11 protein-coding genes are annotated in these 14,450 nt (G+C 65.9%); 5 read left to right on the forward strand and 6 right to left on the reverse strand.

The window, feature by feature from the left end; genetic code table 11:
• The first annotated feature begins 6 nt into the window (after window positions 1-6).
• Complete coding sequence (locus tag RN01_RS26845) at window positions 7-630, forward strand: CYTH domain-containing protein (RefSeq protein WP_017514804.1); 624 nt, start codon at window positions 7-9, stop codon at window positions 628-630.
• A complete protein-coding gene (locus RN01_RS26850) occupies window positions 630-1,400 on the forward strand; it encodes a uracil-DNA glycosylase (protein ID WP_024570346.1) in 771 nt (256 codons plus the stop codon). Before RN01_RS26845 ends, RN01_RS26850 begins: the two co-directional genes overlap by 1 nt.
• Before the next feature lie 61 nt (window positions 1,401-1,461).
• Here RN01_RS26850 and RN01_RS26855 read toward each other — a convergent pair whose 3' ends face one another.
• Window positions 1,462-1,749: an acylphosphatase gene (locus RN01_RS26855; RefSeq protein ID WP_011517665.1), complete on the reverse strand. Its 288-nt coding sequence runs from the start codon at window positions 1,747-1,749 to the stop codon at window positions 1,462-1,464.
• A gap of 330 nt (window positions 1,750-2,079) precedes the next feature.
• On the opposite strand from RN01_RS26855, the gene RN01_RS26860 reads away from it, so the two are divergent.
• Both RN01_RS26860 and RN01_RS26865 read left to right on the forward strand, forming a co-directional pair.
• Window positions 2,080-3,825 carry an ABC transporter permease subunit gene (locus RN01_RS26860; protein ID WP_024570345.1) on the forward strand — a complete coding sequence of 582 codons (1,746 nt, stop codon included), beginning with the start codon at window positions 2,080-2,082 and terminating at the stop codon, window positions 3,823-3,825.
• Window positions 3,826-3,835: 10 nt separating this feature from the next.
• Window positions 3,836-5,182, forward strand: coding sequence for a nitrate/sulfonate/bicarbonate ABC transporter ATP-binding protein (locus tag RN01_RS26865; RefSeq protein WP_017512571.1), 1,347 nt, complete (start codon window positions 3,836-3,838; stop codon window positions 5,180-5,182).
• 79 nt (window positions 5,183-5,261) lie between these two features.
• On the opposite strand, the gene RN01_RS26870 is transcribed toward RN01_RS26865, so the two are convergent.
• From RN01_RS26870 to RN01_RS26890, 5 genes are all read right to left on the reverse strand, one after another.
• Window positions 5,262-7,634 carry an FUSC family protein gene (locus RN01_RS26870; protein ID WP_017512570.1) on the reverse strand — a complete coding sequence of 791 codons (2,373 nt, stop codon included), beginning with the start codon at window positions 7,632-7,634 and terminating at the stop codon, window positions 5,262-5,264.
• Window positions 7,635-7,719: 85 nt separating this feature from the next.
• Window positions 7,720-9,534 (reverse strand): M61 family metallopeptidase, encoded by a 1,815-nt coding sequence (locus RN01_RS26875; RefSeq protein WP_024570343.1) that lies wholly within the window; start codon window positions 9,532-9,534, stop codon window positions 7,720-7,722.
• Window positions 9,535-9,598: 64 nt separating this feature from the next.
• Complete coding sequence (locus RN01_RS26880; RefSeq protein ID WP_011517670.1) at window positions 9,599-10,600, reverse strand: MDR family oxidoreductase; 1,002 nt, start codon at window positions 10,598-10,600, stop codon at window positions 9,599-9,601.
• Between the two features lie 110 nt (window positions 10,601-10,710).
• Window positions 10,711-11,469: a DsbC family protein gene (locus RN01_RS26885; RefSeq protein WP_008648688.1), complete on the reverse strand. Its 759-nt coding sequence runs from the start codon at window positions 11,467-11,469 to the stop codon at window positions 10,711-10,713.
• 112 nt (window positions 11,470-11,581) lie between these two features.
• Complete coding sequence (locus RN01_RS26890) at window positions 11,582-13,006, reverse strand: UbiH/UbiF family hydroxylase (protein ID WP_080672865.1); 1,425 nt, start codon at window positions 13,004-13,006, stop codon at window positions 11,582-11,584.
• A gap of 81 nt (window positions 13,007-13,087) precedes the next feature.
• Between RN01_RS26890 and RN01_RS26895 the strand changes: the two genes are divergently transcribed.
• Window positions 13,088-14,143 (forward strand): phosphatase PAP2 family protein, encoded by a 1,056-nt coding sequence (locus RN01_RS26895; RefSeq protein WP_080672864.1) that lies wholly within the window; start codon window positions 13,088-13,090, stop codon window positions 14,141-14,143.
• The last annotated feature ends 307 nt before the right edge of the window (window positions 14,144-14,450 follow it).

A 14,450-nucleotide genomic window follows, 5' to 3' on the forward strand; every position in this document is an offset into this window, starting at 1 on the left:
TCCCAGATGGGCATCGAGATCGAACTGAAACTGGCCGTGCCCGACGCCGCGCTTGCCGCGGTGGCGGCCTGGCTAGACGCCAACGGGCAGCCACGTGGCGAGTTGACGTTGCTGAACGTCTACCTGGACACCCCCAACCGGGATCTGGCACAGGCCCGCGCGGCACTGCGCCTGCGCAGGAAGGGCGAGCAGTGGCTGCAAACGCTGAAGACCGCCGGCCACAGCGCCGCCGGCCTGGCTGCCCGCCACGAATGGGAAACGCCAGTCGCGGGCGAGGCCATCGACCTGTCATGCTTCCCCGACGATGCCCGCGCCGTGCTGACGCCGCTGGCAGACCGGCTCGCTCCGGTATTCCGGACCGACTTCGCCCGCCGCACCTGGATTGTCGAACAGGATGGCGAGCGCATCGAGGCCGCGCTCGACACCGGCGCGATCAGCGCCCCCGGCACGTCGCGGACCGAGCGTATCCAGGAACTCGAACTGGAATGGCTGCCGCGCGATGGGGCTGACGAACGCCATGTCGAAGCCGCATTGCGCGCGTTCGCCCTGCGCCTCGCCCACGTCGCCCCGTTGACCCCTTCGGACCTCAGCAAGGCCGCACGCGGCTACCGTCTCACCACCCCATCCTGATGCAAGCCGACCTGTTTGCGCCCGACACGCCGGAAACTTCCAGCGCCACACCCCAGACCGTCAGCCTGCAGGAGCAGGCCGATGCCCTGCCCGCCGCCTGGCGAACCTTGCTCGCGCCATGCCTGGGCAAGGCCGAATGGTCGTCGCTGTGCGCGTTCGTCGACGAAGAACGCGCGGCGGGCAAGCCGGTGTTTCCACACGCGGTATTCCATGCCCTGCACCTGACGCCGCCGGACGCGGTCAAGGTCGTGATCCTTGGCCAGGACCCGTACCACGGCACCGGCGTCGTGGATGGGCTGGAGATCCCGCAGGCACACGGGCTGGCCTTCTCCGTGCCCGAGGGCGTCAAGGTGCCACCGAGCCTGCGCAACATCTTCAAGGAGATCGGCGCGGAATACGGCGTGGCGCCGACGCGTGCGTCGGGCAATCTGGAAGGCTGGGCGCGTCAGGGCGTGCTGCTGCTGAACACGGTACTGACGGTCGAGCAGGGACAGGCCGCCAGTCACGCGAAGCGCGGCTGGGAAGCCGTGACCGACTGCGTGATCCACGCGCTGGCGGCCTCGCGGCCGAACCTGGTGTTCCTGCTCTGGGGCAGCCACGCGCAGGCCAAGCGCGCCTTGCTCGAAGACCAGACGCATTGCGTGCTGGAAGCGCCGCATCCGTCGCCACTGTCAGCGCACCGGGGGTTCCTCGGCTGCGGCCATTTCCGTCAGGCCAACGACTGGCTCGAGCGCCACGGCCGTGGCGGTATCGACTGGCAGGCGACCTGACCGATCGGGCCGACCGGGCCGACGACCGGGCCGACATGCAGGCCGCCGCTCAAGCGATCACTCAGGCCGTGGGCAGCCAGTCGAATCGATCGAACAGCTGCGGCGCCGCCTGAGCCACTTCCACCTTCGACACCTGCGCGGCGGGCGGCCCCGCCTCCATCCACACGCGTAGCGCCTCCAGGCGCTCGCGCGGGCCGCTGGCCAGCACCTCCACCCTGCCGTCGACACGGTTGCGCACCCACCCGCCCAGACCGAGCGATGTCGCCCGGTCCGCACATGCGGCACGATAGCCCACACCCTGCACACGGCCGTGGGCGAACAATTGCCAGGTTTCCGTCGTGGTTGTCATGATTTGCTTCCATACTGAGGGGCGCCATCAAAATGAAGCGAAACAGCTCTGGCCAAACGCGTGGCCGCAGACAGTGCAAGTCGTACGGCAAGGCCACGCAACAACGCCAGAATCATTTTGATAGCGTCTCTAGGTACACTACCTGGCCCGCTTGGGCGTTAGGTCATCAGCATACGATGCCTTTGCCCTCTCCCCCAGCCCCTCTCCCGCCCGCGAGAAAGGGGCGCGAACCGACAGCGTTGGAATTGCGCGGTGTTGGCCGCCCTCCCCGCCTGCGGGCGAGGGATCGATGGAGAGGGTGCGGCGGTTCCGAAACGAAGGGCCGTGCCCATGCCACCAACGCAAGATAACCAACCCGCACCCGGCTACGTCGGTCCCCTGCTGACCGCGCCCCCAAACCGGTTCGACTTCGCGCTGCTGCCGATCATCCTCGCGGTCATCGTCATCGTGGCCTTTGCGGCCAAGCAGATGGTCGTGCCGTACCAGCCTGGCGATGCGCTGTCCGTGCAGCTGGACGTCGCCAGCCTGCCCTACTATCTGATGCGCACCAGCATCCGGATGCTGGCGGCGCTGGCGGCATCGCTGCTGTTCTCGTTCGCCTTTGCGGCCATCGCGTCGCGCAATCGCACCGCCGAGAAAGTGATGGTGCCGGCGCTGGACATCCTGCAGTCGATCCCGGTGCTCGGTTTCCTGTCGATCACGGTCACCGGCTTCATCGCCCTGTTCCCCGGCAGCCTGGTCGGCGTGGAATGCGCGGCGATCTTCGCGATCTTCACGTCGCAGGCCTGGAACATGGCCTTCAGCCTGTATCAGTCGTTCCGCACCATCCCCGGCGACCTGATCGAAGCCGCGGCAATGTTCCGGCTTTCGCCCTGGCAGCGTTTCTGGCGGCTCGAAGTGCCGTACGCCATGCCCGGCCTGCTGTGGAACATGATGATGTCGATGTCCGGCGGCTGGTTTTTCGTGGTCGCTTCGGAAGCCATTTCAGTATCCGGCCATGACATCCGCCTGCCCGGCATCGGCTCGTACATCGCGCTGGCGATCCAGCAGCAGAACCTGCCAGCAATCGGCTGGGCCATCGTGGCGATGCTGGTCGGCATCCTGATCTACGACCAGTTCCTGTTCCGCCCGCTGGTGGCCTGGGCCGACCGCTTCCGCTTCGAAACGCTGGCGCAGGACACCATGCCCCAGTCCTGGCTGCTCGACCTGCTGCGCCGTTCGGCATGGGTCCATGCGCTGCTCAAGTGGACCGCCAGCCTCGGCGGACGCACGCTGGCGTGGAGCGCCCGCCACCGCAACATGGTGATCCTGCCTGCCGCGCCGGCACGCTGGAGCCCCTGGCTCGAGCGCCTGCGCGATACGGTGATCATCGTCATCGCGCTGGCGGCGCTCTATCGCGTGGTGCACTTCGTGCACAGCGAGGTGGGCTGGGGCGAGGCCGCGCACGTGCTGTGGCTTGGCGTGCTGACGATGACGCGCGTGATCGTGCTGATCGCGCTGGCGGCGCTGATCTGGGTGCCGATCGGCATCCGCATCGGCCTGAACCCGTCCGTGGCGCGCATCGCCCAGCCGATCGCGCAGTTCATGGCCGCCTTTCCGGCCAACCTGATGTTCCCGCTGGCCGTGATGGCAATCGTCAGGTTCGGGCTCAATCCGGAGATCTGGCTCAGCCCGCTGATGATCTTCGGCACCCAGTGGTACATCCTGTTCAATGTGGTGGCCGGGGCTTCCGGCATTCCCACCGAACTGCGGCTGGCCGCGCGCAACTTCGGGCTCAAGGGCTGGCTGATGTGGCGCCGCTTCCTGATTCCCGCCGTGTTCCCGAGCCTGTTGACCGGACTGGTCACGGCCGCAGGCGGGTCCTGGAATGCGAGTATCGTCTCGGAATACGTGACCTGGGGCGATCGCACGCTCGTAGCCACCGGCCTGGGCAGCTACATCGCCGAAATGACCGCGCGGGGCGACTTCCCGCGCATCGCACTCGGCATCGGCGTGATGGCGCTGTTCGTGGTCGGCTTCAACCGGCTGCTCTGGAACCGCCTCTACGATCTCGCGCAGTTGCGCACCCGACTCTGACATTCGCACGATGGCACTGCACGACAACCCATCCAGACTGGCCCCATCCGTCATCGAACTGCATGACGTGGGCAAGGTATTCCGTACCGCCGACCATACCGATCGCGCCGTGCTCGAAGGCGTCAACCTCACGCTGCGTGAAGGCGAGATCGTCGCCATGCTCGGCAAGTCCGGCTCCGGCAAATCGACGCTGCTGCGGATCATGGCCGGCCTGGTCGGCGCGGACCGTGGCGAGGTGCGGTTCCGTGGCCAGAAGCTGGTCGGCACGGCCGAAGGCATCGCCATGGTGTTCCAGTCATTCGCGCTGTTCCCGTGGCTCACAGTGCAGCAGAACGTGGAACTTGGGCTGGAAGCGCAGGGCGTGCCGAAGGCGGAACGCGTGCGGCGCGCCGAAGCAGCCATCGACATGATCGGTCTCTCGGGCTTCAACAGCGCGTTGCCGCGTGAACTGTCCGGCGGCATGCGGCAGCGTGTGGGCATAGCCCGGGCGCTGGTGACGCAGCCGGACCTGCTGCTGATGGACGAGGCGTTCTCGGCCCTTGACGTGCTAACCGGCGAAACGCTGCGCGATGAAATGCTCGACCTGTGGGAATCGGGCCGCGCCAACATCAAGAGCATCCTGATCGTCTCGCACAACATTGAGGAAGCGGTGATGATGGCCGACCGGATCGTGATCCTGTCGAGCGACCCGGGGCGCGTGCGCGCCGAGGTACGGGTGCCGTTCGCGCGCCCACGTAATCGCGACAGCGCCCAAGTGCGCGCGCTGATCGACGAGGTCTACACGCTGATGACCTCGCCGGCCGCGCTGGGGCTGCGCGTGCCCGCGATGGCTGCCGCGCAGCAGATCGGCTACCGCCTGCCAGAAGCCGACATCAGCCAGATGGAGGCCATTCTCGACCTGCTGCACGAATCGCCGTTCTTCGGCCGCGCCGACCTGCCGCACCTGGCCGACGAAGCCGGGCTGACCGACGACGAACTGCTGCCGGCCTGCGAGGCCATGCAGTTGCTGGGGCTGGCGACCATCGAGCGCGGCGACATCACATCGACGGCGCTCGGCCGTAGCTACTACGAGACCGAGCCCTCCGAACGCAAGGTCGTGTTCGGCAAGCAGTTGCTGAGCCACGTGGCGCTGGCCGCTCACATCCGGCGCGAGCTGGAAGAGAGCGAGGACGGCGAGGTTGGCGAGGAAACCGTCCTGCGCGAGATGCAGGCATTCCTGAAGCCGGATGAGGCCCAGCGTGTGCTGACGATCGCGATCGACTGGGGCCGGTACGGCGAGGTTTACGGCTACTCGTTCAACAGTGGCGTGTTCAAGCTGCCCGACGTGGAGGAAGCCGGGGCGACTGGGAAGGTCTAGGTCAGCGTGAATGCCGCAGGTTTTCTCTCCTCGCCCGCCACATGGGAGAGGAGAGAAAACCCGTCGCGATTCCGTTCGATCACCCCTTCCACGGCGTCCGGATCGCCCGGCCGATCGCGCCGGTACGCAGCGCGATCTTCGCTGCGTCCTCGCGCAGCGCGCGCAGGCGGCGCTCCAGCACCGCATTGGCCGCACGCCCGGAAGCACTCGCGGAGGACTCGGCACGCTGATCCTGCGATCGCTGAATCGGCTCGGCCGCACCGATCTCGCCGGCCGCCGCGGCCTGCGCCAGCACCTCGGCCTTGCGCCGGTCCGCCGAGTCCGCGATACGCGCGCGGCGCTCGCTCGCGTCGTCCGCCGTGAGATCCGTGGCCGAGGACGGCGCGCTCTGATGGACCATGCCTACGCCGGCCACCGCCGCCTCTGTCGGTGTGCGGATGAACCCCGCGCCACGCGCCCCATGCCGTTCCTCGCCCGCCAGCCGCTCGCTGGCCAGCGTCAACGACCGCACGGCCGCCTCGGTGGCCTGCTCAATCGAGGCCTCGGCTGCGGGCACATCCAGTTCGCCGTAGTGCTGCCGCACCTGGATCCGGGCAGCGGCCACGTGCGCGGCCACCAGGTAGTTCTGCACGATGAAGCGGCTCAGGTTATCCACCGCGCGCTGCCGGCTGCGCGGCTCGTCGAGCATGCGCTGGAACGACGAGATCAGCGCCGACAGCGCATCCATGAACTGCTTGCGCTGCACGCGGTATGCAAAGTCGTCCTGCGCCTTGCGCAGCAGCAGATCCCGCGTGGCCGCAATGTAGCGACGGTTGGCCTGCAGCACGTTCTCCACCAGCTTCGGAATGGCGCGGTACTCCCAGCTCGGCAGCACGAAGCTGAACACAGACGCGATGATCCCGCCGATCACGGTATCGACCAGCCGCTCGCCCACCACCGTCTGGCTGCCCGGAATCAGCAGGTTAATCTGGATCAGCACCTGCACACAGGCGGCAATCGCGGTGTAGCGGTACTTGATCGTGGAGAACGCCGCGCTGGCCACGAGCGCCAGATAGAGCACACCCAGCAGCACTAGCGGCGCATGAATCCAGTGCAGGATGCCGACGCTGATGATGCAGCCGATCAGCGTGCCGATCAGACGATCGTTGTAGCGCTGCTTGGTCATGCTGAAGTTCGGCTTCAGGATCACCACGATGGTCAGCAGGATCCAGTAGCTGTGCGACGCGTACGGCAAATGTTCGCCCAGGAATAGCCCGGTCCCCACCGCCAGCGTGATGCGCACCGCGAACCGGAACGCCGGCGAGCGCCAGTTCAGGCTGTCGAGCACCACGCCCAGTTCGTACTTCTGGCGCGTCAGGAACGGGGTCATGTCCGAACCGGGCAGCACCTGAGCCGGCTCCACCGGCGTGCGCGAAGCCTCGTGCAATTGCCCCATCAGCGTGACCGCGCCCCGAATCATGTCGAAGGTATCGACCAGTGCCGTCATCGCTGTGGCCGACACATTGAGGTGGCGCAGCTGTGCGATCTCGCTTTCCACCGCGCGCAGGTCCGCCGCGTAGTCGTGCGCGCTGTACGACGGCCGCCCGCGCGTGATGTCGTAGGCGATTTCCTCGAGGTCCTTGCAGAGCCCGCGCACGAGCCGGCGCAACGCGTCGAGCACCGGCGTGCCGCCGAACGTCTGCCGCAGCAGCGGATAGTCGGTATTGGTCGACAGCAGATACTCGTAGAGCTCCAGCATGCGCAGGTGCACCCGCACCAGCAGCCCATCGAACGGTGTCTTGTTGCCGCGCAGCACCATGTCGCGCGCGGCCTGCTGGCGCTCGGCCACCACGATCTGCTGGCGCACCAGCCGGTTGAACAGCTCGTCGTAGTCGGTGCCGGCGTCGTAGAACCCCGCCTTGATGTCGAGGTAGGCCGCCATCTCGTAGAGCGACTCCGCCAGGATCTGCTGCCGCGTGCGGCGTTCCATGAACCAGGCCACGCTGATCGCGTAGAGCAAGTAGCCCAGTGCGCCCACGCCAAACAGTCCCGCGTGAGACAAGGCCGTGCGCACGACGAATTCCTCGTTGATCGTCAGCGTCATGACGAACAACATCGAGAACTGCAACGGCATGGTCTTGTTGCCGTAGACCGTCATCATGCCGGCCAGGAATGTGACCAGCACCAGCACGAACGGCATCACGCGCGGGAACGGCGTGGCCAGCGCCACCACCACGGTCACCGCCGTGCAGAGCAGCACGCTAGCCAGCATCTCGTTGAACTTGTGGTTCAGCGGGCTCGGCAGGTCCATCAGGCTGGTGCACAGCGCGCCCATCGAGACGACCATCGCGCTGGGCAGGTCCATGAACTGCATGGCCAGCAGCGTCATGCCGATGACCCCCGTGGCCGAGCGCAGGCCACGGTAGATGTAGTGCGAGTAGAGGAACGTGCGGGGATCGTGCGCGTATTCCATGGGGGGCGATTACAAATGCCGGGTCGGCCGGGTCAAAGGGGAGCCCTGCCGTCGCCAGGGCGGCGACGGTAGGGTGGCAGGCAGGTTACTGGCCGAGCCAGCGCGCTCTCCCGACATGCTTGCCCGTTTCCACCGACACTTTGTACTGCACCGCCGGCTCGCGCGCCAGCGTCACCGGCAACACCTGCAGTTCATCGCGCCGGAACACGTGGAGTTCCACGCGATCGCCTGCCCGGTAACGCCCGAGCAGCTTTTCAAGCTGACCCGGCGCCACGCGCAGCCCGTCGACGGCGGCCAGCAGGTCGCCCGCCGACAGCCCGGCCTTCTGCCCCGCCCCGCCGTCGAGCACCTGGCTCACGCGCACCCAGCCGTCCTGCTTGGCCGTCTTGATGCCGAGCGCGGCCGTGCCGTCCGGCTTCTGGACTTCCGCCTTGACCCCAAACGCACGGAACAACGGCACCAGTCCGATCTCGCCAGTGCCCTCGGTCAGCGCGCGCAGCAGGGTGCCGAGCTTCAGGCCGGTGACATCATCGAACAACGCGTAGACCTCCGCCTCGGTCACGCCGCGCTGCGCGGCGCCCGGTGCGTAGAAGTCGCGCCCGTAGCGTTGCCATAGCGCGCGCATGATGTCATCGAGCGACTTGCGGCCGCGCGTCTTCTCGCGGATCGTCAGGTCCAGCGCCAGCGCCACCAGCGAACCCTTGGTGTAGTAGCTGACGATGGCGTTCGGCGCGTTCTCGTCCTGGCGGTAGTACTTGGTCCAGGCATCGAACGAGCTGTCCGCCACGCTCTGCTTGGTGCGGCCGCTGCCGCGCAGCACGCCGTTCCAGGTCTTGCCCAGCATCTCGACGTACTGCTGGTCGGTCACCAGCCCGGTGCGAACCAGAACCAGATCGTCGTAGTAGCTCGTGAAGCCTTCGAACAGCCAGAGCAGCGGCGTGTAGGTCTCGCTCTCAAGCTGATAGGGCACGAATGCCGCCGGCTTGATCCGCTTGACGTTCCAGGTGTGGAAATACTCGTGGCTGCACAGGCCCAGGAAGGTGCGATACCCCTCGCTGGCCTCACTGTCGCCACGCGCGGGCAGATCGTTACGCGCGCACATCAGTGCCGTGCTGGCGCGATGCTCCAGGCCGCCATAGCCGTCGGTCGTGACCATCGTCATGAACACGTAGCGGCGGTTGCTGTCGAGCATCGGCGCGCGAGCCGAGCGCGGCTCGAACAGCTTGATCTGCGCCTCGCAGATCTTCTTCAGATCGCGGCAGACGCGCTGCAGATCAAGCTGCGGCACCTTGCCCGTGAAGACCACGTCATGCTGCACGCCGCAGGCGCGGAAGCTGGCCAGCGCGAACGTGCCCATCTCCACCGGATGGTCGATCAGTTCATCGTAGTCGGCGGCCTGGTAGCGTCCGAAGCCGTAGCGCCGCGCGCCACCGGGGCCGCGCGCCTCGGGCAATGCCGTAGCAACGCGCCAGTCGGCATAGGCTTCGCCTGCGGGCGCGTGGATATCGACCAGGCACGGACCATCGTCCTGCCCGACCACACGCAGGAACACCGAACTGCCATTGAAGAAGCCATGCGTGGTATCGAGATGCGCAGCGCGCACCGACAAATCCCACGCGTACACCTCGTAGCTGACCACGAGCGGCCCGGCATCCGCCGCCAGCGGCGCGGCCTGCCAGCTCTGCTTGTCGAGCTTGGTCAGCGGCACCGCCACGTCGCCCGCATCGGCCCGGATGCGGACGATATTGCGGGCGAAGTCGCGAATCATGTAGCTGCCCGGAATCCACGCAGGGAGCGTGAAGACCTGGCCAGCGGGATCGGGAACATCCACCGTCACGGTGACGGCGAACAGGTGGGCTTCCGGATGAAGCGGGGCGATGGCGTAGCGGATCGGCGTCATGGTCACGATTGTAGCGTCACGTCCCGGACCGGCCCGGGACGCCAGTGCGCGGCAACCGCCGCCTTCAGCGGTTGACGTTGACCACCACGCGTCCGCGCATGCCGCCATCGACGATCTTGTGCCCCGCGTCGATGGCCTCCGCCAGCCGTATCTCGCGCGTGATGGCCTGCAGCCGGTCTGGCGCCAGATCCTGCGCCAGACGCTTCCACGCGGTTTCGCGCAGCGGCATCGCGGCCATCACGCTATCGATGCCGGCCAGCGTCACGCCACGCAAGATGAACGGCGCCACCGAAGCCGGAAAATCCATGCCCTGCGCCAGTCCACATGCCGTGACCACGCCGCCGTACCGCACCTGGGCGCAGGCATTGACGAGCGTATAGGAGCCGACGGAGTCGACCACGGCTGCCCAGCGTTCCTTCTGCAGCGGCTTGCCCGGCGTGCCGAGTTCGGCTCGGTCGATCACCTCCGCTGCACCCAGCGCGCGCAGGAAGTCGGCCTCCGACGTCTTTCCCGTCGATGCAGTCACGCGATAGCCGAGCTTCGACAGCACCGCTATCGCCACCGAGCCCACCCCGCCCGATGCGCCGGTCACGAGCACATCGCCATCGCCGGGACGCACAGGTCCATTCACGCCACCGCGCTCGAGCGCCAGCACCGACAGCATCGCCGTGTAACCCGCCGTGCCAATCGCCATGGCCTGGCGCGTGGTGAACGCGTCGGGCAGACGGACCAGCCACTCGCCCTTGAGCCGAGCGCGCTGCGCCAGGCAGCCCCAATGCGTCTCGCCGACACCAAAGCCGTTCAGCACCACACGGTCGCCGGCCTTCCAGCGCGGGTCGGCCGATTGCAGCACGGTGCCCGCGCCGTCGATGCCGGCCACCATCGGCCATTTGCGCACCACGGGCGAACGGCCGGTGATCGCCAGTCCGTCCTTGAAGTTGATCGTGGAGTAGTCGACCTCGACCAGCACGTTGCCGTCAGCGGGCAACTGGCTCTCGTCGACCTGCGCGATCTCCGCGTGCGTCTTGCCATCGGTCTGGGTCAGCAACAGGGCCTGGAACGTCATGATGTCTCCGTTTTCGTCGTCGTATTCGAAATCAATCCGGGGCGCGGAAATGCAAAGCGGCCGGTAGCAACCGGCCGCTTCATACAGCCGGATGGGGTCCGGCGTCGGTCTTACTTTTTCAGGCTGGCGAGCTTGCGTTCCAGCGTGGCCGCGTCGGCGGCCCCAGGGATTCGCGTGCCATCGGAGAAGAACACCGCCGGCGTGCCCGTGATGTTCAGGTTGTGGCCAAGCTCGAGGTTCTCATCAACCGGCGTCTTGCAGGATCCGTTGCCCGTGAGCGCCACGTGGTTCAGCATCCAGTCGCGCCAGACCTTGGTGCGATCGGCCGAGCACCACACCTGCTTTGCCTTCACCGTGGAATCCGGCGACAGCACCGGATAGAGGAAGGTGTAGACCGTGATGTTGTCCATCTGCTGGAAGGTCTGCTCGATCTTTTTGCAGTAGCCGCAGTTCGGGTCCGAGAACACCGCCACGGTGCGGCTGCCGTCACCCTTGGTCCACTTGATGGCGCGCGACAGCGGCAGATCCGACCACTTGATCTTGTTCAACTCGGCCAGACGCTCCTCGGTCAGGTTCGTGTTGGTCTTGGTGTCGATCAGTTCGCCGTTGATGATGTAGCGAGCGGTGGCGTCGGTATAGACAAGCTGGCCGCTGACGTTGACTTCGTACAGGCCTGGCACCGGCGCCTTGGTCACGCTCTTGACCTCGGCGCGGCTACCCAGGATCTTCTGGATCGACGCCTTGATGCGATCCGTGCCCGGCTCGTCCGCGGCCAGCGCGTGCAGGGCATAGCCGGCGGCGCCCACGCCGCTTGCCAGAGCCGCGATGGCGGCGAAGCGGGCGGAACGGCGGCGGAACATTTGGAACATAGTGACTCCAGGAAAACGATGCGCCGGTCAGTGTGCCGGCTTGTTCGTGAATGGTAAATCGTTAATGGGCTGGTTTGTGGCTCGTTTGTGGATTCGCCTCTTCCGGCTTGCATCACCCTAGCGCGTGGCCGATCAGGAGCCGCTTGATCAGCCCCTGGCTGCCCACCGCCCGCATCCCCAGATTGCGCACCACACGCGCCGGCGTGCCGGGCAGCGAGAACAACCGGTGCAGGCCATCGGTGGCGGCGGTCAGCGAGAGCAAATCGGTAGCGCGCGCGCGCTCGTAGCGGCGCAACAGGCGCAAATCCCCTTCCGAACGGAACGACTCTTTGTCGGCCATCACCCGCCCGAGTTCCACCACATCGCGCAAACCCAGGTTCATGCCCTGCCCGGCGAGCGGATGGACCACGTGCGCGGCATCGCCGACCAGCGCCACGTGCGGCTGGACGAACTGCTCGGCGCGCTGCAGCACCAGCGGGAAGCCCTGCGCCGGCGTGATGCAGCGCAGCGCGCCAAAGCGGGCGCCCACCGCGCCGCTGGCGACCTGGGCCACGGTCGCGGCCAGCGCCTCGGGCGACAACGCGAGCAGGTCGTGGGCGTGTGCCTCATCGGCCGACCACACCATCGACACCCGATTGCCCGGCAACGGCAGCATCGCCAGGATTTCGCCGTTGGCCGGTTCCTCGTCAGCCATCAACTTCTCCGGCGCCCCCAGGAACCATTGCCAGGCGGTTTCCTGGTGCGGCAGCTCGCACTGGAAGTTGGCCACCACGCCAAGCTGCCGATACCGCCGCTGCGTGGTGCCGATATGACATTGCTGGCGCACCCAGGACCGGGAGCCGTCAGCCCCCACCAGTAAATTGGCGCGAACCTGCGCGCCGCTGGCCAGCGTCAACGTCACACCGTCGACGCCGCGCTCGAGCCCGGTGGCCGTGTCGTCGAACCATTTCACCTGGTGCTGGAATCGCAGCGCGGTATCGAGCACGCGCTCGACGTGCCCAGATTCGACGATCCACGCGAGCTGCGGCACGGCGGCGGCGTAGGCCGAGAAATGCAGATCCCCGTCAAGCGAGGGATCGGTCTCAGCAGCGCTCTCATCGCCAAACACACGCATGTCGCGCACGGGCTGCACACGAGCAGGGTCCAGCGCCTCCCAGACACGCAGCCGCTCCAGCAGCGCCTGCGAACTGGCGGAAAACGCGTAGATGCGGGCATCCCAGTCATCGTCCCCCCGGCGGGCCCCCTCAGCAGCGGGCCGGGGCGCCGCCAGCGCCACCTGCATACCCTGCTGCGCCAGCAGCAGCGCGCAGGCCTTGCCAACAATGCCGCCGCCGACGACGGCGACCTGGAAGCGGGAAGAGGAATTCGAGGACATGGAAGAAGTGACGGTGCGTGACACCGATGCGGCAGGTCCGGACATCCCTGAATTATAGCGACGTGACGGGGGCTCCATCCGCGTGATCGGTTCGGACACGCATACGGACCGGTCTTGCCGCTTGCCTCCCGGCAGGCGCACCCAACCGCCCGGAGCCGGCATTGCCGTCAGGGTGACCTGCGCCGTCCGGTCCGCGGGTCATTTTCTTCTTATCCCGCGAGCAATAAACGAGTGCCATCGAAAATGCCCCACGTCGAGGTCATATCGCACTTTGAATCGCTTGCCTGGATTTTTGCTTTGCGTGTACGCTGGCCGCAAGGGCCCCCTTCCCTCTCGCAGCAATACCAAAAAATCAAAACAACAATGGATCGCTCGAACCTGCGCCGCTATCTGATTGGATGGTTTCTGACTTTACTGCTGGCTGGCGTCGACTGGATATGGCTTTCAGCTACGGAATATGACGTGGAGGATGGGCTCGCAATGAGCACCATTCAGTCGGCGATCGGTCTTCTTCTCGTGTCGACATGCCTGTACGGCGTCAGTCGAATCAATCGGTACGCACCATTGACGGAGAAAATACGCCTTGGCGAAATCGCCAATGTGACATGCTGGGTCGTGCTGCTCGCCTGTTTCATTGTCGCGTGCAATACGCTGCAGTACCTGTGCACAACCGTCGGCGCCCCGCTGGTGGATGAAACGCTTCTGGCATTCGATCGAGCCCTGGGCTTCGAATGGCTGACCTTCTATCGCTGGGTCCATTCCTACGAAACGCTGCGGCAAATCCTGGCAGCGGCGTATCTCAGTTTTTATATTCAGCTTCTGACCATACCGATTATTCTGGGACTGACTCGCCACCACGCAGAGCTTTCGGAGTTTGTCCTGCTGATCATGTTGGCCGAGGCTCTGCTTTTGATTATCTCGACCGCCGTACCGGCTTCCAGTACTTTTGTCTATTTCGGCATCACGGCTCCCAACACTTCGGAGACGGTTTCCCATTTCCATTTGCTGCGAAACGGCTCGCTACAGATCATCAACCCTGTGCAGGGTCTGGTTTCGCTTCCCTCCTTTCATACGATGGTGGCCATTATCTGCACCTATGCGCTCCGACGATTGCCGACAGTCTTTCCCCTCGCCGTCATGCTCAACGTCGTCATGATTGCTTCGACACCGACGCAGGGTGGTCATTACCTGGCGGATGTGCTGGCGGGCATTGCGTGCGGAGTCGCGGTCATTCTGGTCTTCCGCAAGATGTCCGATCGCGCCATGCCGATCCGGGCGATGGTCCGGCGCCGCATCTGAGCGGCGCGAAGGCGGCCATCTGTACCTTCCGGGTACCCGCGCGGGTATCGGCCGGGCCATGCATCGCCCGGCAACACTGCGGGCGTCTGGCCCAAAGCCTTTCTAATCAAGGCGTCCGATAGGGTTACTACGGTTACTAGGGTTACAATTGCCCCTTTCGTGCATGAAGCACGCGCAGGATCCGTGAGCCAACGCCGCGATCCGTGCTTGCTCGTCACTTCCCCGAATTCACTTCCGACTGTCATCGACTGGCGCCCACCGCGCGACAAGCCGCGCGCCAGGCAGTCGTAAGCCATTGACTTCAAAG

The sequence above is a fragment of the Cupriavidus sp. SHE genome, assembly GCF_000812445.1.
Lineage (GTDB): Bacteria > Pseudomonadota > Gammaproteobacteria > Burkholderiales > Burkholderiaceae > Cupriavidus > Cupriavidus metallidurans.